Annotated in this window: 20 protein-coding genes; all 20 read left to right on the forward strand. The window is 69.4% G+C overall.

Annotation, left to right across the window (positions count from 1 at the left end):
• Nucleotides 1–2 precede the first annotated feature (2 nt).
• The gene (gene thrC / locus QOL88_RS27015) at nucleotides 3–1061 is read left to right on the forward strand and encodes a threonine synthase (protein ID WP_097220563.1); all 1059 of its coding nucleotides are present in this window, start codon (nucleotides 3–5) and stop codon (nucleotides 1059–1061) included.
• Nucleotides 1062–1402: 341 nt separating this feature from the next.
• Complete coding sequence (gene thrB, locus QOL88_RS27020) at nucleotides 1403–2332, forward strand: homoserine kinase (RefSeq protein ID WP_097220566.1); 930 nt, start codon at nucleotides 1403–1405, stop codon at nucleotides 2330–2332.
• Nucleotides 2333–2733: 401 nt separating this feature from the next.
• On the forward strand, nucleotides 2734–4791 hold the full coding sequence (gene rho / locus QOL88_RS27025; RefSeq protein ID WP_097220568.1) for a transcription termination factor Rho: 2058 nt from the start codon (nucleotides 2734–2736) through the stop codon (nucleotides 4789–4791).
• A gap of 138 nt (nucleotides 4792–4929) precedes the next feature.
• Nucleotides 4930–6705, forward strand: coding sequence for a trypsin-like serine protease (locus QOL88_RS27030; protein WP_097220571.1), 1776 nt, complete (start codon nucleotides 4930–4932; stop codon nucleotides 6703–6705).
• A 207-nt stretch (nucleotides 6706–6912) separates the two neighbouring features.
• Nucleotides 6913–8049, forward strand: coding sequence for an LCP family protein (locus tag QOL88_RS27035; protein ID WP_097220573.1), 1137 nt, complete (start codon nucleotides 6913–6915; stop codon nucleotides 8047–8049).
• Between the two features lie 149 nt (nucleotides 8050–8198).
• Nucleotides 8199–8420: a 50S ribosomal protein L31 gene (gene rpmE, locus QOL88_RS27040; protein ID WP_031140670.1), complete on the forward strand. Its 222-nt coding sequence runs from the start codon at nucleotides 8199–8201 to the stop codon at nucleotides 8418–8420.
• A gap of 107 nt (nucleotides 8421–8527) precedes the next feature.
• Nucleotides 8528–9604 carry a peptide chain release factor 1 gene (gene prfA, locus QOL88_RS27045; RefSeq protein ID WP_097220576.1) on the forward strand — a complete coding sequence of 359 codons (1077 nt, stop codon included), beginning with the start codon at nucleotides 8528–8530 and terminating at the stop codon, nucleotides 9602–9604.
• A 53-nt stretch (nucleotides 9605–9657) separates the two neighbouring features.
• Nucleotides 9658–10503, forward strand: a complete 846-nt coding sequence (gene prmC / locus QOL88_RS27050) for a peptide chain release factor N(5)-glutamine methyltransferase (protein WP_097220578.1) — start codon at nucleotides 9658–9660, stop codon at nucleotides 10501–10503.
• Between the two features lie 70 nt (nucleotides 10504–10573).
• A complete protein-coding gene (locus QOL88_RS27055) occupies nucleotides 10574–11221 on the forward strand; it encodes an L-threonylcarbamoyladenylate synthase (RefSeq protein ID WP_030854964.1) in 648 nt (215 codons plus the stop codon).
• Complete coding sequence (locus QOL88_RS27060) at nucleotides 11218–11898, forward strand: arsenate reductase/protein-tyrosine-phosphatase family protein (protein ID WP_097220581.1); 681 nt, start codon at nucleotides 11218–11220, stop codon at nucleotides 11896–11898. The genes QOL88_RS27055 and QOL88_RS27060 overlap by 4 nt, the downstream gene beginning before the upstream one ends.
• A gap of 70 nt (nucleotides 11899–11968) precedes the next feature.
• Nucleotides 11969–13207 carry a serine hydroxymethyltransferase gene (glyA, locus tag QOL88_RS27065; protein ID WP_097220584.1) on the forward strand — a complete coding sequence of 413 codons (1239 nt, stop codon included), beginning with the start codon at nucleotides 11969–11971 and terminating at the stop codon, nucleotides 13205–13207.
• Between the two features lie 129 nt (nucleotides 13208–13336).
• Nucleotides 13337–14683, forward strand: coding sequence for an MraY family glycosyltransferase (locus QOL88_RS27070; protein ID WP_097220588.1), 1347 nt, complete (start codon nucleotides 13337–13339; stop codon nucleotides 14681–14683).
• Between the two features lie 297 nt (nucleotides 14684–14980).
• Nucleotides 14981–15418, forward strand: coding sequence for a Cg1360 family ATP-synthase-associated protein (locus QOL88_RS27075; protein WP_097220590.1), 438 nt, complete (start codon nucleotides 14981–14983; stop codon nucleotides 15416–15418).
• Nucleotides 15419–15643: 225 nt separating this feature from the next.
• Nucleotides 15644–16462 carry a F0F1 ATP synthase subunit A gene (gene atpB / locus QOL88_RS27080; RefSeq protein WP_502961620.1) on the forward strand — a complete coding sequence of 273 codons (819 nt, stop codon included), beginning with the start codon at nucleotides 15644–15646 and terminating at the stop codon, nucleotides 16460–16462.
• Between the two features lie 75 nt (nucleotides 16463–16537).
• Nucleotides 16538–16768: an ATP synthase F0 subunit C gene (gene atpE, locus QOL88_RS27085; protein WP_030049631.1), complete on the forward strand. Its 231-nt coding sequence runs from the start codon at nucleotides 16538–16540 to the stop codon at nucleotides 16766–16768.
• Nucleotides 16769–16812: 44 nt separating this feature from the next.
• Nucleotides 16813–17361: a F0F1 ATP synthase subunit B gene (locus QOL88_RS27090; protein WP_097220595.1), complete on the forward strand. Its 549-nt coding sequence runs from the start codon at nucleotides 16813–16815 to the stop codon at nucleotides 17359–17361.
• Nucleotides 17358–18173, forward strand: a complete 816-nt coding sequence (locus tag QOL88_RS27095; protein ID WP_097220598.1) for a F0F1 ATP synthase subunit delta — start codon at nucleotides 17358–17360, stop codon at nucleotides 18171–18173. Before QOL88_RS27090 ends, QOL88_RS27095 begins: the two co-directional genes overlap by 4 nt.
• A 126-nt stretch (nucleotides 18174–18299) precedes the next feature.
• Nucleotides 18300–19889, forward strand: coding sequence for a F0F1 ATP synthase subunit alpha (gene atpA, locus QOL88_RS27100; protein WP_031104202.1), 1590 nt, complete (start codon nucleotides 18300–18302; stop codon nucleotides 19887–19889).
• Nucleotides 19890–19909: 20 nt separating this feature from the next.
• On the forward strand, nucleotides 19910–20830 hold the full coding sequence (locus QOL88_RS27105; protein WP_097220600.1) for a F0F1 ATP synthase subunit gamma: 921 nt from the start codon (nucleotides 19910–19912) through the stop codon (nucleotides 20828–20830).
• The gene (gene atpD, locus QOL88_RS27110) at nucleotides 20831–22267 is read left to right on the forward strand and encodes a F0F1 ATP synthase subunit beta (RefSeq protein WP_097220603.1); all 1437 of its coding nucleotides are present in this window, start codon (nucleotides 20831–20833) and stop codon (nucleotides 22265–22267) included.
• Nucleotides 22268–22315 lie beyond the last annotated feature (48 nt).

Genomic DNA, 22315 nt, shown 5'->3' on the forward strand with positions numbered 1-22315 from the left:
CAATGACCCACCAGTGGCGCGGAATCATCGAGGAGTACCGGGACCGGCTGCCCGTCTCCGACAGCACGTCGGTCGTGACGCTCCGCGAGGGCGGTACGCCCCTCGTGCCCGCGCAGGTGCTCTCCGAGCGCACGGGCTGCGAGGTCCACCTCAAGGTCGAGGGCGCGAACCCGACCGGGTCCTTCAAGGACCGCGGCATGACCATGGCCATCACCCGGGCCAAGGAGGAGGGCGCGAAGGCCGTCATCTGCGCCTCCACCGGCAACACGTCGGCCTCCGCCGCCGCGTACGCCGTGCGGGCCGGGATGGTGTGTGCCGTGCTCGTGCCGCAGGGCAAGATCGCGCTCGGCAAGATGGGCCAGGCCCTCGTGCACGGCGCGAAGATCCTCCAGGTCGACGGCAACTTCGACGACTGCCTCACGCTCGCCCGCGGCCTGAGCGACAACTACCCCGTCTCGCTGGTCAATTCGGTCAACCCGGTACGTATCGAGGGTCAGAAGACGGCGGCCTTCGAGATCGTGGACATGCTCGGCGACGCGCCCGACATCCACGTCCTGCCGGTCGGCAACGCGGGCAACATCACGGCCTATTGGAAGGGCTACACGGAGTACGCCGCCGACGGCGTGGCGACCCGCAGGCCGCGGATGTGGGGCTTCCAGGCCTCCGGCAGCGCCCCGATCGTGCGCGGCGAGGTCGTCAAGGACCCCTCGACCATCGCCACGGCCATCCGCATCGGCAACCCGGCCTCCTGGCAGTTCGCGCTCGCCGCGCGGGACGAGTCGGGCGGCTCCATCGATGAGGTGACGGACCGTGAGATTCTGCGCGCCTACCGGCTGTTGGCGTCGCAGGAGGGAGTCTTCGTCGAGCCGGCGTCCGCCGCGTCCGTCGCCGGTCTGCTGAAGGCCGCCGAGCAGGGCAAGGTCGACCCGGGGCAGCGGATCGTGTGCACGGTCACCGGCAACGGGCTGAAGGACCCCGACTGGGCCGTCGCCGGTGCCCCGCAGCCGGTCACCGTGCCCGTCGACGCGGCGGCCGCCGCGGAGCGCCTCGGCCTGGCCTGACCTGCGGCGACGCACCGAGCGCCGGTGCAACGCCGGACACGGTCCGGCGCAAGACGGCGCTTGCCCTGAGGCGTTCCCCACGGGGGGTGCACAGGGGGCTTACGACACGCATCGTGCGCCTCCTGTGCGCCCTATGTCGCCACAGAACCTTCCTTCGATAGGCTGTACTGAACCCGCCCGCCGCATATGCCTCCGCATGGAGCGCGGTGCCGCGCCGTCATGCGGCCGGGGCAGCGGCCGGCCATCGCGGTCGGCGGCGGCCCCCCGGGTTCTCGTACGCCATCGAATGTCCACTGAACGTCATTCGACAATCACCGCAGCTCAAGGAGAGTCATCGAGCGATGGCCGGTCCAGCGTTCCGCGCCGCCGCCGTCCGGGTGCGCGTCCCCGCCACCAGCGCCAACCTCGGCCCGGGCTTCGACGCCCTCGGCCTCGCGCTGGGCTTGTACGACGACGTGGTCGTCCGGGTGGCCGACTCCGGGCTGCACATCGACATCGCGGGTGAGGGAAGCGAGACGCTCCCGCGCGACGAGCAGCACCTTCTCGTGCGTTCCCTGCGCACCGCCTTCGACCTGCTGGGCGGACAGCCTCGCGGTCTGGAGATCGTCTGCGCCAACCGCATTCCGCACGGCCGGGGCCTCGGCTCCTCCTCGGCCGCCATCTGCGCCGGGATCGTCGCCGCCCGCGCCGTCACCATAGGGGCCGACGCCAAGCTCGACGACACGGCGCTGCTGGAGCTCGCCACCGAGATCGAGGGCCACCCCGACAACGTCGCGGCGTGCCTGCTCGGCGGCTTCACGCTGTCCTGGATGGAGGCCGGCGCCGCCCGCGCGATCAGGATGGACCCCGCCGATTCCATCGTTCCGGTGGTTTTCGTCCCCGGGAAGCCGGTCCTGACCGAGACGGCGCGCGGCCTGCTCCCGCGCACCGTCCCGCACGTCGACGCGGCCACCAACGCGGGCCGGGCCGCCCTGCTCGTCGAAGCCATGACGCGCCGCCCCGAACTGCTGCTGCCCGCCACCGAGGACCGTCTGCACCAGGAGTACCGCGCACCGGCCATGCCCGAGAGCGTGGCACTGGTGGAGCGGCTGCGGGGCGACGGCATCCCCGCGGTGATCTCCGGGGCCGGACCCACGGTCATGGCCCTGGCCGACGCGGAGACCGCGGACAAGGTCGAGGCCCTGGCGGGCGCGGACTGGGCCGCGAACCGGCTGCGCCTCGATCAGCAGGGCGCGAGCGTGCTGCCGCTCGCCGCCTCCGGTGATATCTGAACGGCGCGGTTGCCGGATTTCGAGAGGGGGAATGTTTGTTGGATCCGGTAGTGTTAACCTCAAGTCTGCACCCGACCCCACCATGGCGAGGTGCCTTGTGTCCCCGTCCGGGACAGACATTCTTCCGGGAGCCCCCCAAACCGCACTGTGTTCTGTACGTCGGACCGTACGCCGTACAAGGGCACTGAGCGGGGCGCAGGGCATGCTCCGGAACCGGTGCGACCACGCCGCGTGACACTGACACTGGGTGCCACGCCTCAAGGAAGCGCCATCACCAGATTCCTCCGCCGCTTAGGCGGACCACCGCCCCGGCACGGTTCACACCACACGGACCGAAGTCGGACAGCACAACCGGTCGCCGAGCCAGACAGGCCGACGTCCGCTCCAGGGAAGGACCCTTCGTGAGCGACACCACCGATCTGATGGGCGCACGTGTCGAGGAGACCGCTGCCGCGCCCGCCACGGACGCCTCCGCGCCTGCCACCGGTGCCGGCTCCCGGCGGCGCCGCGGTACCGGCCTCGAGGGCATGGTGCTGGCCGAACTGCAGCAGGTCGCATCCGGCCTCGGCATCAGGGGCACCGCGCGGATGCGCAAGAGCCAGCTGATCGAGGTCATCAAGGAGGCGCAGGGGTCCGGCGGCGCCGCTCCGGCCGCGAAGGCCGACGCGCCCGCCGAGACCAAGCCCAAGCGCCGCGCCACCTCGCGGACCCGTACGGGCGACAACGCCGAGAAGACGGACAAGAAGGCGGACGCGAAGGAGGCCTCCCAGGCCCCCGCGGACAAGGCCGACAAGGCCGTGGCCCAGCAGCAGATCGAGATCCCCGGCCAGCCGGCCGGCGGCCCCTCCCGCGACGGGGGAGACGAGGCGCCCGAGCGCCGCCGTCGCCGGGCCACCGCCGAAGCCGGAGCCCCGGCTTCCGCTGCCGCGGAGACCATCGTCGCCGAGGCGAAGAACGACACCAAGGCCGAGGCGTCCGCGCAGTCGCAGCAGCAGTCCCAGGGCAACGACGCCAAGTCCGACGCCGGTGACGGCGGCGAGGGCCGCCGCCGTGACCGTGGCCGGGACCGGGACCGGGACCGGGATCGTGGCCGGGACCGCGACCGGGACCGCCGCGGCGGCAAGGGCGACGACCAGCAGGGCGGCGGCCAGCGCGGCCAGCAGCAGAGCCAGGGCGGCGGCGGCCGTCAGGACCGTGGCCAGCAGCAGCAGGACGACGACGACTTCGAGGGCGGCCGGCGTGGCCGTCGCGGGCGCTACCGCGACCGCCGGGGCCGTCGCGGCCGTGACGACGTCCAGGAGCCGCAGATCACCGAGGACGACGTCCTGATCCCCGTCGCGGGCATCCTGGACATCCTCGACAACTACGCGTTCATCCGCACGTCGGGCTACCTGCCCGGACCGAACGACGTGTACGTCTCCCTCGCCCAGGTCCGCAAGAACGGCCTGCGCAAGGGCGACCACGTCACCGGTGCCGTGCGCCAGCCCAAGGACGGCGAGCGGCGCGAGAAGTTCAACGCGCTGGTGCGGCTCGACTCCGTCAACGGCATGGCGCCCGAATCGGGCCGCGGGCGGCCGGAGTTCAACAAGCTGACGCCGCTGTACCCGCAGGACCGGCTGCGTCTGGAGACGGACCCGGGCGTCCTCACCACCCGCATCATCGACCTCGTCGCGCCGATCGGTAAGGGCCAGCGTGGTCTGATCGTGGCCCCGCCGAAGACCGGCAAGACCATGATCATGCAGGCGATCGCCAACGCGATCACCCACAACAACCCCGAGTGCCACCTGATGGTCGTCCTCGTCGACGAGCGTCCGGAAGAGGTCACCGACATGCAGCGGTCGGTGAAGGGCGAGGTCATCTCCTCGACCTTCGACCGCCCGGCCGAGGACCACACCACCGTCGCCGAGCTGGCCATCGAGCGCGCCAAGCGCCTGGTGGAGCTGGGTCACGACGTGGTCGTCCTGCTCGACTCGATCACCCGTCTGGGCCGCGCGTACAACCTCGCCGCCCCGGCCTCCGGCCGCATCCTGTCCGGTGGTGTCGACTCGACGGCGCTGTACCCGCCGAAGCGCTTCTTCGGTGCGGCCCGCAACATCGAGGACGGCGGCTCGCTGACGATCCTCGCCACCGCCCTGGTGGACACCGGGTCCCGCATGGACGAGGTGATCTTCGAGGAGTTCAAGGGCACCGGCAACGCCGAGCTGAAGCTCGACCGGAAGCTCGCCGACAAGCGCATCTTCCCGGCGGTGGACGTCGACGCGTCCGGCACCCGCAAGGAAGAGATCCTGCTCGCCAACGACGAGCTCGCCATCGTCTGGAAGCTGCGCCGGGTGCTGCACGCGCTCGACCAGCAGCAGGCGGTGGAGCTGCTTCTCGACAAGATGAAGCAGACGAAGTCGAACGCCGAGTTCCTGATGCAGATCCAGAAGACCACCCCGACGCCGGGTAACGGCGACTGAGGCAGGTCGACCGAGTAAGGACCGCACAAGAGGGCCGTTCCCCGAACAGGGGGCGGCCCTCTGTGGTGTTCGTGTGCAGGTAGGATCACGCTCTCTTCGAACTTGTGATCCCGAGGGGGGACATTCGTGGGTACACCCATGCCCGGGGGCGGTCGGCACAGACGCCGGATACGGATAGCACTGCCCGTCGCCGCGGCCGGTGTCGCCGCCGCCGTAGCCGGCGCGCTGCTGACGACCTCCGCCGGTGCGGCCACCCCGCTGCCGCAGCCGAAGGTCAGGCCCGCCGCCGACTCGCCGTCGTCCGCCGAGCTGGAGAAGCGCGTCGCGGGCGCCATGGCCGGTGACGACGTCGCCGGCAAGACGAGCAAGGCCGCGCTCACCGCGGGCACCGTCGCCGGCAGCATCGACCCGAAGGTCATCGGCGGCAACGAGACCACCATCAGCACGGCCCCGTGGATGGCGCAGCTCCACTACTACGACGACCGGGGCACCTCCAGCACCGGCGACGACATCGGCTTCTTCTGCGGCGGCGCCGTCGTCGCGCCGACGAAGATCCTCACCGCCGCGCACTGCGTCAAGGGCTACAACTGGAACGCCAACGGCGCCGTCGTCACCGGCACTTCCAAGCTGCCCTCGGACAACGGCACCGACCTGCACGGCGGTACCGCCACGGCGGTCTGGCGGCAGTGGAACCACCCGTCGTACAACGCGACGACCATCGACAACGACATCGCGCTACTGACGCTCGACACAGCGGTCAAGGCCACGCCGATCCGCATGACCACGTCCGGTGACACCGCGTCGTACAAGGCCGGGGCCAGCGCCAAGGTCTACGGCTGGGGCCGCACGAGCTCCACCAGTGACGACATCTCCGAGACGCTGAAGACCGCCACGCTGCCCATGCAGTCCGACACGACCTGCTCCGGCGCGTACGGCAGGGACTTCGTCAAGGGCCACATGGTCTGCGCGGGCAAGCCGGCGACCGGCAGCGACGCCGGCACCGTCTCCGCGTGCAACGGCGACTCCGGCGGTCCCCTGGTCGTGAACAACCGGATCGTCGGTGTCGTGTCCTGGGGCGTCACCGACTGCGTCGCCAAGGGCGCCTACAGCGTCTTCAGCAAGGTCGGCACGTACGTCGGCGCCGCCTACCCGCGCGTCGACGACGCCAACCTCAGCGGCGACAGCAAGGCCGACCTGTGGGTGCGCAACGCCTCCACCAAGACCGGGTACTCCAAGGACTCCAAGGGCACGTCGTTCGCCGCCCGCCAGTCCTGGGGCAACTGGAACGGCGTGAACGTCGTCCTGCAGACGGACCTCGACCGCGACGGTTACCAGGACCTCGTCTACCGGCGCAGCAGCGACGGCGACGTCTTCTGGGCTTCCGGCCGTACGGGCACCACCAAGCAGATCGCCGACAACTGGAAGACCCGCACCCGGATCGTCACCCCCGGTGACGTCACCGGCGACTACCTGCCCGACCTGCTCTCGGTCGACTCCGCGGGCGTCCTGTGGATCTACCCGGGCAAGGGCAACGGCACCTTCGCGTCCCGTGTGAAGGTCGGCTCCGGCTGGAACCAGTACAACTCCGTGCGCGGCAAGGGCGACTTCAACGGGGACGGCAAGACCGACCTGATCGCCCGCAGCACGTCGGGCAGCTACCTCTACCTCTACAAGGGCACCGGCAAGGCCGGCTCGGGCGCCTTCTCGGCCCGCGTCAAGGTGCGCACGTGGGGCGGCTACAACGCCTTCGACGCGCCCGGCGACGTCACCGGCGACGGGAAGGCCGACTTCCTGGCCCGCACCCCCGGGGGCACGCTCTACCTGTACGCGGGTACCGGCAAGGGGACGAGCGAGATCTTTGCCACAAGGAAGTCCGTCGGCACCGATTTCAAGCAGTACGACATCTTCGGCTGAAACCGCAGGTGAGCGAGGCTCACCCCGCTGTGACGAACACGGACTGTGCCCACCGCCGCACGCGGTGGGCACAGTCCGTTGTGCAACCCTTTCCCGAGTTTCCCCGTCTGACCAGGCGGGGCGACGATAGTGCGAGGAAGGGTCTTCTCCGGCCACGCCTGGCACTGACCGCAGGGGGTAACCGACCGTAGAAGAGCTGAGGAGTACATGTCTGCCGAGAGCACACCGGGCCCGGGTATACCGGGCGATACCGGCACCGACGGAGCACGTCACCGCGGCAAGGGCAAGCGCCGCAAGCCCCAGCGGCGACGCAAGGGCTTGATGATCACGGCCTGGACCGCCGCGGGCATCGTCGTGGTGGGCGGCGCCGGCGCCGGGTACCTGTACTTCAAGCTCAACGGCAACCTCAAGAGCGTCGACATCGACCAGGCCCTCGGCTCGGACCGGCCCAAGAAGGCCGACAACGGCTCGGAGAACATCCTGGTCCTCGGCTCGGACACCCGCGCCGGCGGCAACAAGAAGCTCGGCGGCGGCACCGACGACGGCAGCGCCCGCTCCGACACGGCGATGATCGTGCACGTCTACAAGGGCCACAAGAAGGCGAGCGTGGTCTCCATCCCGCGCGACACCCTCATCGACCGCCCCTCGTGCACGGACACCAAGGGCAACGAGCACCCCGCCGCGCGGAACGCGATGTTCAACTCCGCGTACTCCACCGGCGGGGCCGCCTGCGCCGTGAAGACCGTCGAGTCGATCACCGACCTGCGCATGGACCACTACCTCGAGGTCGACTTCGCGGGCTTCCAGAAGCTCATCGACGACCTCGGCGGCGTCGAGATCACCACGACCAAGAGCATCGACGACCCCGACAGCCACCTGAAGCTGAAGGCCGGCACCCACACGCTCGACGGCAAGCAGGCCCTCGGCCTGGTCCGCACCAGACACGGCGTCGGCGACGGCTCCGACCTGGGCCGCATCCAGCTCCAGCAGGCCTTCATCAAGGCCCTGGTCAACCAGATCAAGGACGTCGGCGTCTTCTCGAACCCGAAGAAGCTGCTCGACCTCGCGGAAACCGCGACCAACACGGTGACGGCCGACTCCCACCTCGGCTCGGTCAACAAGCTCGCGTCCTTCGCGAACGGACTCAAGGGCATCAGCCCGTCCAACATGCACATGATCACGATGCCGGTGGCCTACGACCCGGCCGACCCCAACCGCGTCCTCCTCCAGGAGAAGAAGGCCGACCAGATCTGGAAGGCACTGGAGAACGACAAGCCGATCCCGAAGTCGGCGACGTCGGGATCGGCGACAGGCGAGGCCAAGGGTGTCGTGACCGCCCCGTGAGGGGCGGGGCCGGCCCGCGGGGAATAGATCACAACAACCCCCGGTTTTGGGAGTAGGCCCCAGTCCTGGCAGACTGGTACGTCGGCTCCGGTTCACGCTCCCGCACCCCGCGTCAGCGACCCGGCGCCCTCCCGAACCTAGGAGACACCTTGAAGCGCGACATCCACCCCGAGTACGTCGAGACGCAGGTCAGCTGCACCTGTGGCGCGTCGTTCACCACCCGGAGCACCATCGAGTCCGGCGCGATCCGCGCCGATGTCTGCTCCGAGTGCCACCCGTTCTACACGGGCAAGCAGAAGATCCTCGACACCGGTGGCCGTGTGGCCCGCTTCGAGGCCCGCTTCGGCAAGGCCGCCGGCTCCAAGAAGTAGCGAGCCCCATTCCGCCGGTCCACGGACGCGCCCCCTCCACCGGGCGCGCCGGGACCGGCGTTTTTGGTCGCCCGCCCTTCACCCCCGTCCGTACACAGGAGCCCAAGATGTTCGAGGCCGTCGAGGAACTCGTCGCCGAGCACGCCGACCTGGAGAAGAAGCTCGCCGACCCGTCGGTCCACGCCGACCAGGCCAACGCGCGCAAGCTGAACAAGCGTTACGCCGAGCTCACCCCCATCGTCGCCACCTACCGCTCCTGGACGCAGACGGGCGACGACATCGGGACCGCGCGCGAACTGGCCGCCGACGACCCCGACTTCGCCGCCGAGGTCAAGGAGCTGGAGCAGCAGCGCGAGGAGCTCACCGAGAAGCTGCGCCTCCTGCTCGTCCCGCGCGACCCCAGCGACGACAAGGACGTCATCCTCGAGATCAAGGCGGGCGCGGGCGGTGACGAGTCGGCGCTGTTCGCCGGCGACCTGCTGCGCATGTACCTGCGCTACGCGGAGCGCGTCGGCTGGAAGACCGAGATCATCGACGCCACCGAGTCCGAGCTGGGCGGCTACAAGGACGTCCAGGTCGCCGTGAAGACCAAGGGCGGCCAGGGGGCCACCGAGCCCGGCCAGGGCGTCTGGGCGCGGATGAAGTACGAGGGCGGCGTGCACCGCGTGCAGCGCGTGCCCGCGACGGAGTCCCAGGGCCGTATCCACACCTCCGCGGCCGGTGTGCTCGTCACGCCCGAGGCCGAGGAGGTCGACGTCGAGATCAATCCGAACGATCTCCGCATCGACGTCTACCGGTCCTCCGGGCCCGGCGGACAGTCCGTCAACACCACCGACTCCGCCGTGCGCATCACGCACCTTCCCACCGGAGTCGTCGCCTCGTGCCAGAACGAGAAGAGCCAGCTGCAGAACAAGGAGCAGGCGCTGCGTATCCTGCGCTCCAGGCTGCTCGCAGCGGCGCAGGAGGAAGCGGAGAAGGAGGCCGCCGACGCCCGCCGCAGCCAGGTCCGCACCGTCGACCGCTCCGAGAAGATCCGCACGTACAACTTCCCGGAGAACCGCCTCTCGGACCACCGCGTCGGCTTCAAGGCGTACAACCTGGACCAGGTCCTGGACGGCGACCTCGACGCGGTGATCCAGGCCTGCGTCGACGCGGACTCCGCGGCGAAGCTGGCGGCCGCGTAGGGCAGGCACAAGCACGTACGAGTGATCACGTACGAGTAATACGGAGGACTTGCGTGAACCTGCTGCTCGCGGAGGTGGCCCAGGCCACCCAGCGGCTCGCCGACGCCGGCGTGCCCTCGCCGCGTACCGACGCGGAGGAGCTCGCCGCGTTCGTGCACGGCGTCAAGCGCGGCGAGCTGCACTCCGTCAAGGACTCCGACTTCGACGCCCGCTACTGGGAGGTCATCGCCCGCCGCGAGGCCCGCGAACCGCTCCAGCACATCACCGGGCGCGCCTACTTCCGCTACCTGGAACTCCAGGTCGGGCCCGGGGTGTTCGTGCCGCGGCCCGAGACGGAGTCCGTGGTCGGCTGGGCCATAGACGCCGTACGGGCCATGGACGTCGTCGAGCCGTGCATCGTCGACCTGTGCACCGGCTCCGGCGCCATCGCGCTGGCCCTCGCCCAGGAGGTGCCGCGCTCGCGCGTGCACGCCGTGGAGCTGTCCGAGGACGCCCTCAAGTGGACCCGCAAGAACGTCGAGGGGTCCAGGGTCGACCTGCGGCAGGGCAACGCCCTCACCGCCTTCCCCGACCTGGACGGCCAGGTCGACCTGGTCATCACCAATCCGCCGTACATCCCGCTCACCGAGTGGGAGTACGTCGCCCCCGAGGCGCGGGACTACGACCCCGACATGGCCCTCTTCTCCGGCGAGGACGGCCTGGACCTCATCCGCGGCCTGGAACGCACCGCGCACCGGCTGCTGCGCCCGGGCGGTGTGGTCGTCGTCGAGCACGCGGACACCCAGGGCGGCCAGGTGCCGTGGATCTTCACCGAGGAGCGGGGCTGGGCCGACGCGGCCGACCACCCGGACCTCAACAACCGCCCGCGTTTCGCCACGGCCCGCAAGGCGCTGCCGTGAGCACACCGGGCACCCCGCGCTCTTCGCGGACTTCATCCCAGCAGCACGTGTACGAGGAGGCCAGCTAAAGATGGCACGGCGATACGACACCAACGACGCGACCGACCGTGTGACCGGTCTGCGCGAGGCAGCGTCCGCCGTCCGCCGTGGCGAGCTCGTGGTGCTGCCGACGGACACGGTGTACGGCATCGGCGCGGACGCGTTCTCCTCGGAGGCGGTCGCCGACCTGCTGGACGCGAAGGGCCGGGGCCGCAACATGCCCACCCCCGTCCTCATCGGCTCCCCGAACACGCTGCACGGCCTGGTCACGGACTTCTCCGAGCTGGCCTGGGAGCTGGTCGACGCCTTCTGGCCGGGCGCGCTGACGCTCGTCGCCCGGCACCAGCCGTCCCTCCAGTGGGACCTCGGGGACACCCGTGGCACGGTCGCCGTGCGCATGCCGCTGCACCCGGTCGCCATCGAGCTGCTCACCGAGGTCGGTCCCATGGCCGTCTCCTCCGCCAACCTGACCGGCCACCCGGCGCCGGAGGACTGCGACGCCGCGCAGGAGATGCTCGGCGACTCCGTCTCCGTCTACCTCGACGGGGGCCCGACCCCCGGCATCGTGCCGTCGTCGATCGTCGACGTGACCCGTGAGGTGCCGCTGCTGCTGCGCGCGGGGGCCATCTCGGCGGACGAGCTGCGAAAGGTCGTACCCGACCTCGAGGTGGCGAATTGACGGCCCCTGGATCGGGGCGTGGCATAGGCAACGGGGAAAGCGCGGCGGAGATCACGACGACCTTCGTGGGACTTCCGCGCGACAGCTTCCGCATCCTCCACGTCAGCACCGGCAACGTGTGCCGCTCGCCCATCACCGAGCGGCTGACCCGCCATGCCGTGCGGGAGCGGCTCGGGATCCTGGGTGGGGGGCTGATCGTGGAGAGCGCCGGCACCTGGGGCCACGAGGGCGCGCCCATGGAGTCCCACGCGGAGACCGTCCTGGCCGACTTCGGCGCGGACGCCTCCGGCTTCACCGGGCGTGAGCTCCTCGACGAGCACGTGATCCGCGCCGACCTGGTGCTGACCGCCACCCGGGACCACCGGGCGCAGGTCATCTCCATGGGGCACTCGGCGGGCTTGCGCACCTTCACGCTCAAGGAGTTCACCCGCCTGGTCAAGGCCATCGACCCGGCGACCCTGCCGCCCCTGGAGGAGGGCGTGGTCTTCCGCGCGCGTGCCCTGGTCCGCGCCGCGGCCGCTCTACGCGGGTGGCTGCTCGCGCCGACCGCCGAGGCGGACGAGGTCTACGACCCCTACGGCGCGCCCCTGACGTTCTTCCGTTCCATCGGGGACGAGATACACCAGGCACTCGATCCGGTCGTCACGGCCCTCACCGGCGTCCCCGCAAAGACGTAACAGCCGAGCGCTCCGCAGGCCCCGGGCCTACATTGGTCGTACGTGTCACCGTCGACGCCCGGAGCCCACCATGACGGTCACCCCTGCCATCGAGGCCGACGTCCTGCGCCGCCAGGACCCCGAGCTCGCCGACATCCTGCTCGGGGAGCGGGAGCGGCAGTCGACGACGCTCCAGCTGATCGCCGCCGAGAACTTCACGTCCCCGGCCGTGCTGGCCGCGCTCGGCTCCCCGCTGGCCAACAAGTACGCCGAGGGCTACCCGGGGGCGCGGCACCACGGCGGCTGCGAGATCGTCGACGTCGCCGAACGCGTCGCGGTCGACCGGGCCAGGGCGCTGTTCGGCGCCGACCACGCCAACGTCCAGGCACACTCGGGCTCTTCGGCGGTGCTCGCCGCCTACGCCGCGCTGCTCCGCCCCGGCGACACCGTCCTCGCGCTCGGCCTGCCCTACGGCGGGCATCTCACCCACGGCTCACCCGCCAACTTCTCCGGCCGCTGGTTCGACTTCGTCGGATACGGCGTGGAGGCCGAGTCCGGGTTCATCGACCACGAGCAGGTGCGCACGCTGGCCCGCACACGCCGGCCCAAGGCGATCGTGTGCGGCTCGATCGCCTACCCGCGCCATGTCGACTACGCCTTCTTCCGCGAGGTCGCCGACGAGGTGGGCGCGTACCTCATCGCGGACGCCGCGCACCCCCTCGGCCTCGTCGCCGGGGGAGCGGCCCCGAATCCGGTGCCGTACGCGGACATCGTCTGCGGGACCACCCACAAGGTGCTGCGCGGCCCGCGCGGCGGTGTGATCCTGTGCCGCGCGGAGCTGGCCGAGCGGGTCGACCGGGCTGTGTTCCCTTTCACACAGGGTGGTGCGCAGATGCACACCATCGCCGCCAAGGCGGTCGCGTTCGGGGAGGCGGCAACACCGGCGTTCGCCGCGTACGCCCATCAGGTGGTGGCGAATGCGCGGGTTCTGGCGGCCCGGCTGGCCGCGGCGGGCCTGGTCGTCACCACGGGCGGCACGGACACCCATCTGATCACGGCCGACCCGGCGCCGCTCGGCGTCGACGGGCGCACCGCCCGGGGCCGGCTGGCCGCGGCGGGCCTGGTCATGGACTGTTGTGCGCTTCCGCACGCCGACGCCCGGGGACTCAGGCTCGGCACGGCCGCGATCACCACGCAGGGTATGGGTGAGGCGGAGATGGTCCGCATCGCCGAGCTGCTCACGGGGGTGCTGCGGGGCGTGACGGAGACCTCGAGAGCCCGTGAAGATGTGCGGGAGCTGGCCGGTGGATTTCCGCCGTATCCCGCTTGAGTCGGGGTAAGCGCATCAGGGTGCACCGCCACTCGTGCAACCATCGTCGCTACCCGGAAGTCCCCACTCATATGCGCGCATCGCTAGGGTGTGGGGCTGAGATGGCCAGCGAGACCTGTGGGGAAGCCCGTGCGTGAATACCTCCTGACGCTCTGCATCACGGCCGCGGTGACGTATCTGCTGACAGCGCCGGTACGGAAGTTCGCGATCGTGGCCGGAGCGATGCCGGAGATCCGGGCACGTGACGTGCACCGGGAGCCCACTCCGCGCCTCGGCGGTATCGCGATGTTCTTCGGCCTGTGCGCGGGCCTGCTGGTCGCCGATCACCTGACCAACCTCAACCAGGTCTTCGAGACGTCGAACGAACCCCGGGCGCTGCTGTCCGGAGCGGCCCTGATCTGGCTGATCGGGGTGCTGGACGACAAGTTCGAGATCGACGCCCTGATCAAGCTGGGTGGCCAGATGATCGCCGCGGGCGTGATGGTCGTGCAGGGTCTGACGATCCTGTGGCTGCCGATCCCGGGCGTCGGCTCGGTCGCGCTCACCCAGTGGCAGGGCACCCTGCTCACGGTCGCGCTGGTCGTCATCACCATCAACGCGGTCAACTTCGTCGACGGCCTGGACGGCCTCGCGGCGGGCATGGTCTGCATCGCGGCAACGGCGTTCTTCCTGTACGCCTACCGCATCTGGTACTCGTACGGCATCGAGGCCGCCGCCCCGGCCACCCTCTTCTCGGCGATCCTGATGGGCATGTGCCTGGGCTTCCTGCCGCACAACATGCACCCGGCGCGGATCTTCATGGGCGACTCGGGCTCGATGCTGATCGGCCTGGTCCTGGCCGCCGGCGCGATCTCCATCACGGGGCAGGTCGACCCGGACGCGCTCAACCTGTACGTGGGCTCCGAGAAGGAGGCCGTGCACCAGACGGTCCCCGTCTACATCCCGCTGCTGCTGCCGCTGACGATCATCGCGGTGCCGGCCGCCGACCTGATCCTGGCGATCGTGCGCCGCACCTGGCGCGGCCAGTCCCCGTTCGCCGCCGACCGCGGCCACCTGCACCACCGGCTGCTGGAGATCGGCCACTCGCACAGCCGCGCGGTGCTGATCATGTACTTCTGGTCGGCGCTGATCGCCTTCGGCGCGCTCGCCTACTCGGTCAACTCGGCGTCCATGTGGATCGTGCTGGGTGTGGTGTTCCTGAGCGCGATCGGGCTGCTCCTGCTTCTGCTGCCGCGCTTCACGCCGCGCGCTCCGCGCTGGATGGAGCACTTCGTGCCGCCGCGCTACCGGCGCCGCGGCGCGGTCGCGGCCCTCTCACCCGAGGCCTCCACCCCGGCGTCGACGGCGGACCAGCCCGCCCCGGCCGGGACCGAGAACCGCACTCCCGTGGTGTCCGGGGTCGCCGGCGTCAACGGGGCGACCGCCATCGGCCCCCGTTCGCGTCTGGCCGACCGGCGCAGGGCGGGGACAAGGTAAGAATCTGACTAGAGCATTGCCAACTCGTGGGGTGGCGATGGGGGTGCGAAGCATCCCAATACCAGACATGTCGGCGCTGTTCTCGCTCAGACGCGCAGCTTCACTCTCATGTGTGACAGTCCGCACACCGCCAGGTAAAGACTGCATCAAATAGTTTGTGATACGGTTCACGAGAACCCCCGGATAGAGCCGACGGACCGCAGTGCGACGGTCCATTGGTGTGAGGTCTCCACTCAGCCCGGGACTACGCTCGTCCATGACGACACCCCTGCCCCCTGCGAAAGCGGAGTTGCCGCCATGCCGTCCAATGACGCCCGGATCCTGGCCCAGGCTGCCGTGCCCACGGCCGCCGTCGGTGCTGTTGCCGCCGTCGTCAGTGGTGTGGTCGCCGGCGGCAAGGGAGCGATCGGGGCGGTCGTCGCGACACTCATTGTGATCCTCTTCATGGGGATCGGCCTCTATGTCTTGCAGCGCACTGCCAAATCGCTTCCGCACCTGTTCCAGGCGATGGGCCTCATGCTCTACGCGGCGCAGATTCTGCTGCTGTTCGTCTTCGTCGCCGCGTTCAAGAACACGACGCTGTTCAATCCAAAGGCCTTTGCCATCACGCTCGTTGTCGGCACCCTCGCCTGGATCGCCGCACAGACGCGTGCCCACATGAAGGCCAAGATCCTTTACGTTGAGCCCGATTCGACGAAGGGCGAGAAGCCCGAAAAGTCGGGGCACTCGTCGTGAGGGATAGGGCCGGGATAAAGAGGCATGAGATCTCCTGCTATCGTCCGGTGCCAACTGCGGCATCGCGGGCGCGGGCATCTGAGCTGACGCCTGCTCCATCGCGAGGCGAGATGCCCCCCAGCCGCCCCCACATCCGTAACACCAGTCCCGTGCCGAACCGCGGCTCCGTGCCGCGCCGACACAACGAGGTTGCCGTACCCATGCGTCACGCCGAAGGAGCCCGTGGTGAGTGCTGACCAGACCCAGCTCGCCTTTGACTGGAGCTGTCGGATCATGTCCGACAACGGGTGTGGTTTTCCGGCTCCGGGCCTGCACTCGTTCCTCTTCAAGCCGATTGGCACCGTCGGGGGGTACGAGTTCAACAAGGTGATGCTGCTCGCCATCATCACCACCATCGTTGTCATCGGCTTCTTCTGGGCGGCCTTCGGCAAGGCCAAGGTGGTGCCGGGCAAGCTGCAGATGGTCGGCGAGGCCGGCTACGACTTCGTCCGCCGCGGCATCGTCTACGAGACCCTCGGCAAGAAGGAGGGCGAGAAGTACGTCCCCCTGATGGTCTCGCTGTTCTTCTTCATCTGGATCATGAACATCTGGTCCGTGATCCCGCTCGCGCAGTTCCCGGTGTCGTCGATCATCGCCTACCCGGCCGTCCTGGCCGCGGTGGTGTACGTGACGTGGGTCGGACTGACCTTCAAGCGGCACGGCTTCGTCGGGTTCTTCAAGAACGTCACCGGCTACGACAAGTCGCTCGGCCCGGTGCTGCCGCTCGTGATGGTCATCGAGTTCTTCTCGAACCTGCTCGTCCGCCCGTTCACGCACGCGGTGCGACTGTTCGCCAACATGTTCGCCGGTCACCTGATGCTGGTCATGTTCACCGTCGCGTCCTGGTACCTGCTGAACAGCTGGATGGTCCCGGCGGCCGGTGTCTCCTTCGTCATGGCCACGGTCATGATCGTCTTCGAGCTTTTCGTGCAGGCCGTCCAGGCGTACGTCTTCGTACTCCTCGCCTGCACGTACGTCCAGGGCGCTCTCGCCGAGCATCACTGAGCCCCCACCACTCTCAGCCCCCAGAACGTCCGGTGGCCAACCCCCATCGGTCCTGAAAGAGAAGGAAGATTCAGCATGGCTGCCCTTGAGACCCTCGCCGCCGTCGAAGGCAACCTCGGCTCCATCGGTTACGGCCTTGCCGCCATCGGCCCCGGCGTCGGCGTCGGCATCATCTTCGGCAACGGCACCCAGGCCCTGGCCCGCCAGCCCGAGGCGGCCGGTCTGATCCGTGCCAACCAGATCCTCGGTTTCGCGTTCTGTGAGGCGCTCGCCCTCATCGGCATCGTCATGCCGTTCGTCTACTAAGAGACGTTCGGGACGATCGAAACCTTTCAACGGAAGGCACTGATGTGATCGCCAACCTGGTGCAGCTGGCGGCCGAGGAGAAGCAGAACCCGCTTATTCCTCCGGGCCCCGAGCTGCTCATCGGCACCATCGCCTTCGCCATCGTGTTCTTCTTCTTCTGGAAGAAGCTGCTTCCGAACATCAACAAGGTTCTGGAGGAGCGCCGCGCGGCGATCGAAGGCGGTATCGAAGAGGCCGAGACCATGAAGGTCGAGGCCCAGAGCGTCCTTGAGCAGTACAAGGCACAGCTCGCCGAGGCCCGGCACGAGGCCGCGCGCCTGCGCCAGGAGGCGCAGGAGCAGGGTGCCACGCTCATCGCCGAGATGCGGGCCGAGGGCCAGCGTCAGCGCGAGGAGATCGTCGCCGCCGGCCACTCCCAGATCGAGGCCGACCGCAAGGCCGCCGCTTCCGCGCTGCGCCAGGACGTCGGCAAGCTCGCCACCGACCTGGCCGGCAAGCTCGTCGGGGAGTCCCTCGAGGACCACGCCCGCCAGAGCCGCGTGATCGACCGGTTCCTCGACGAGCTCGAGGAGAAGGCCGAGGCCGGGCGATGAACGGAGCGAGCCGCGAGGCCCTGGCAGCCGCACGTGAGCGTCTCGACGCGCTGACGGACTCCACGTCCGTGAACGCGGCTTCGCTCGCCGACGAGCTGGCCGCCGTCACCGCGCTGCTCGACCGCGAGGTGTCGCTGCGTCGGGTCCTCACCGACCCGGCGCAGGCCGCAGAGGCCAAGGCAGAGCTGGCCCAGCGTCTGCTCGGCACCCAGGTCAGCGGCCCCGCCGCCGACCTGGTGGCCGGCATGGTGCGCTCCCGCTGGTCGCAGTCCCGCGACCTGGTGGACGCGCTGGAGGAGCTGGCCGACACCGCCGACCTCACGGCCGCCCAGCAGGCGGGCAAGCTCGACGACGTCGAGGACGAGCTGTTCCGGTTCGGCCGGATCGTCTCCGGCAGCACCGAACTGCGCGCCGCGCTGACCGACCGCAAGGCCACCACCTCGGCCAAGGGCGAGCTGCTGCGCAGCCTCCTCGGCGGCCGGGCGCAGTCGGCCACCGAGCGTCTGGTCACGCGCCTTGTGACCGCGCCGCGGGGACGTAGCCTGGAGTCGGGACTCGAGTCCCTGTCCAAGCTCGCCGCCGATCGCCGGGACCGCATGGTGGCCATCGTCACCTCGGCGGTACCGCTGAGCGACCCGCAGAAGCAGCGCCTGGGCGCCGCCCTCGCGAAGCTCTACGGCCGCACGATGCACCTCAACCTGGACGTGGACCCCGAGGTCCTCGGCGGAATCCGGGTGCAGGTCGGTGACGAGGTCATCAACGGCGCTCTGGTGGACCGCATCGAGGACGCCAGCCGCCGGCTCGCCGGCTGAGCAGCAACTCAATAGGCACAACGTACTTACGACGGCCCTGGTTGGGCCGTGCAGAAGAATCCTGGGGGTCGCCCCCAGACCCCCAAAGTGAAACTTCGGGCCCAACAAGGAGAGCAGGGAACCCAGATGGCGGAGCTCACGATCCGGCCGGAGGAGATCCGGGACGCGCTGGAGAACTTCGTCCAGGCGTACAAGCCGGACGCGGCCTCGCGCGAGGAGGTCGGTACGGTCACCTTCGCCGGCGACGGTATCGCGAAGGTCGAGGGTCTGCCCTCGGTCATGGCCAACGAGCTGCTGAAGTTCGAGGACGGCAGCCTCGGCCTCGCCCTCAACCTCGAGGAGCGCGAGATCGGCTGCGTCGTCCTCGGCGAGTTCAGCGGCATCGAGGAGGGTCAGCCGGTCTCCCGTACCGGTGAGGTTCTCTCCGTTGCGGTGGGCGAGGGCTACCTCGGCCGCGTGGTGGACCCCCTCGGCAACCCGATCGACGGCCTCGGCGAGATCGAGACCGAGGACCGCCGCGCCCTGGAGCTGCAGGCCCCGGGCGTCATGGTCCGCAAGTCGGTGCACGAGCCGATGGAGACGGGCTACAAGGCCGTCGACGCGATGACCCCGATCGGCCGTGGCCAGCGTCAGCTGATCATCGGTGACCGCCAGACCGGCAAGACCGCCCTGGCCGTCGACACGATCATCAACCAGCGCGACAACTGGCGCTCGGGCGACCCGAACAAGCAGGTCCGCTGCATCTACGTCGCCATCGGCCAGAAGGGCTCCACCATCGCCGGCGTGCGCGGCGCTCTGGAGGAGGCCGGCGCGCTGGAGTACACGACCATCGTCGCCGCCCCGGCGTCCGACCCGGCCGGCTTCAAGTACCTGGCGCCGTACACCGGTTCGGCCATCGGCCAGCACTGGATGTACCAGGGCAAGCACGTCCTGATCATCTTCGACGACCTGTCGAAGCAGGCCGACGCCTACCGCGCCGTGTCGCTGCTGCTGCGCCGCCCGCCGGGTCGTGAGGCCTACCCGGGTGACGTCTTCTACCTGCACTCCCGTCTGCTGGAGCGCTGCGCCAAGCTCTCCGACGAGATGGGTGCCGGCTCGATGACCGGTCTGCCGATCGTCGAGACGAAGGCCAACGACGTCTCGGCGTTCATCCCGACCAACGTCATCTCCATCACCGACGGCCAGTGCTTCCTGGAGTCGGACCTGTTCAACGCCGGTCAGCGCCCCGCGCTGAACGTCGGTATCTCCGTCTCCCGTGTCGGTGGTTCCGCCCAGCACAAGGCGATGAAGCAGGTCTCCGGCCGGCTGCGCGTGGACCTCGCCCAGTTCCGTGAGCTGGAGGCGTTCGCCGCCTTCGGTTCCGACCTGGACGCCGCGTCCAAGGCGCAGCTCGAGCGTGGTCAGCGCATGGTCGAGCTGCTGAAGCAGGCGCAGTACCAGCCGATGGCCACCGAGGACCAGGTCGTCTCTGTCTGGGCCGGCACCACCGGCAAGATGGACGACGTCCCCGTCGTCGACATCCGGCGCTTCGAGAAGGAGCTGCTGGAGTACCTGCACCGCAAGGAGCAGGGCCTGATGACCTCCATCCGCGAGGGCGGCAAGATGTCGGACGACACCCTTCAGGCCGTCGCCGACGCCATCGTGGAGTTCAAGAAGCAGTTCGAGACCGCCGACGGCAAGCTGCTCGGCGAGGACACCCCGGCTGCCGGTAAGTGACGACGGAAGGGACCTGACTCATGGGAGCCCAGCTCCGGGTCTACAAGCGTCGCATCCGATCCGTCACCGCGACCAAGAAGATCACCAAGGCGATGGAGATGATCGCCGCCTCGCGCGTCGTCAAGGCGCAGCGCAAGGTGGCGGCCTCCACGCCGTACGCGACCGAGCTCACCCGGGCGGTCACGGCGGTCGCCGGCGGATCCAACACCAAGCACCCGCTCACGACTGAGCCGGAGAACCCGACCCGCGCCGCGGTCCTGCTCCTCACGAGCGACCGCGGGCTGGCCGGCGCCTTCAACTCCAACGCCATCAAGGCCGCGGAGAAGCTCACGGCGAAGCTGGAGGCCGAGGGCAAGGAGGTCGTCAGCTACATCGTCGGCCGCCGCGGTGTCGCCCACTACAACTTCCGCGAGCGCAAGATCGCGGAGACGTTCACGGGCTTCACCGACGAGCCGTCGTACGCGGACGCCAAGAAGGTCGCGGCCCCGCTGATCGAGGCGATCGAGACGGAGACGGCCGAGGGCGGCGTGGACGAGCTCCACATCGTCTACACCGAGTTCGTGTCGATGATGACGCAGACGGCGATCGAGGCCCGGCTGCTGCCGCTCAGCCTCGACGAGGTCGCCGAGGAGGCCAAGCCCGGCAAGGGCGAGATCCTCCCGCTGTTCGACTTCGAGCCCTCGGCGGAGGACGTCCTCGACGCCCTGCTGCCGCGCTACGTCGAGAGCCGCATCTACAACGCGCTGCTCCAGTCGGCCGCCTCCAAGCACGCCGCCACGCGGCGCGCGATGAAGTCGGCCACCGACAACGCCGGAGAGCTCATCGAGACGCTCACCCGGCTTGCCAACCAGGCCCGCCAGGCCGAAATCACCCAGGAAATCAGCGAGATCGTCGGTGGCGCGAGTGCCCTGGCCGACGCGACCGCGGGGAGTGACCGATAAATGACCACCACTGTTGAGACGGCCACGGCGACGGGCCGCGTCGCGCGGGTCATCGGCCCGGTCGTCGACGTGGAGTTCCCCGTCGACGCGATGCCGGAGATCTACAACGCCCTGCACGTCGAGGTCGCCGACCCGGCGCTCGCGGGCGAGAAGAAGACGCTGACCCTGGAGGTCGCCCAGCACCTGGGTGACGGCCTGGTCCGCGCCATTTCCATGCAGCCCACCGACGGTCTGGTCCGCCAGGCCCCGGTGACCGACACCGGCGCGGGCATCACCGTCCCCGTCGGCGACTTCACCAAGGGCAAGGTGTTCAACACCCTCGGTGAGGTGCTGAACAGCGACGAGGTCCACGAGGGCGAGCGCTGGTCCATCCACCGCAAGGCCCCCGCGTTCGACCAGCTCGAGTCGAAGACCGAGATGTTCGAGACGGGCCTGAAGGTCGTCGACCTGCTCACCCCGTACGTCAAGGGCGGCAAGATCGGTCTGTTCGGTGGTGCCGGTGTCGGCAAGACCGTGCTGATCCAGGAAATGATCATGCGTGTCGCCAACCTCCACGAGGGCGTCTCCGTCTTCGCGGGCGTCGGCGAGCGCACCCGTGAGGGCAACGACCTCATCGCGGAGATGGAAGAGTCCGGCGTTCTGGACAAGACCGCCCTGGTCTTCGGTCAGATGGACGAGCCCCCGGGCACCCGTCTGCGCGTGGCCCTGGCCGGCCTGACGATGGCGGAGTACTTCCGTGACGTCCAGAAGCAGGACGTGCTGTTCTTCATCGACAACATCTTCCGCTTCACCCAGGCCGGTTCCGAGGTGTCGACCCTGCTCGGCCGTATGCCCTCCGCGGTGGGCTACCAGCCGAACCTGGCCGACGAGATGGGCACCCTCCAGGAGCGCATCACCTCGACCCGTGGTCACTCGATCACCTCGATGCAGGCGATCTACGTCCCCGCGGACGACCTGACCGACCCGGCCCCGGCCACCACCTTCGCCCACCTCGACGCGACGACGGTTCTCTCCCGTCCGATCTCCGAGAAGGGCATCTACCCGGCCGTGGACCCGCTGGACTCGACGTCCCGCATCCTCGACCCGCGGTACATCTCGGCGGAGCACTACAACGCCGCGATGCGCGTGAAGAACATCCTGCAGAAGTACAAGGACCTGCAGGACATCATCGCGATCCTCGGTATCGACGAGCTCGGCGAGGAGGACAAGCTCGTCGTCCACCGTGCCCGTCGCGTGGAGCGCTTCCTGTCCCAGAACACCCACGCCGCCAAGCAGTTCACGGGCGTGGACGGTTCGGACGTGCCGCTGGACGAGTCGATCGCCGCGTTCAACGCGATCTGCGACGGCGAGTACGACCACTTCCCGGAGCAGGCGTTCTTCATGTGCGGTGGTCTCGAGGACCTGAAGAGCAACGCCAAGGAGCTCGGCGTCTCCTGAGCCCCGTGCTCGTCGGAGGGGGCGGGGTTCGTCCCGCCCCCTCTGTCA

The sequence above is a fragment of the Streptomyces sp. Ag82_O1-12 genome, from assembly GCF_900182715.1.
GTDB lineage: Bacteria > Actinomycetota > Actinomycetes > Streptomycetales > Streptomycetaceae > Streptomyces > Streptomyces massasporeus.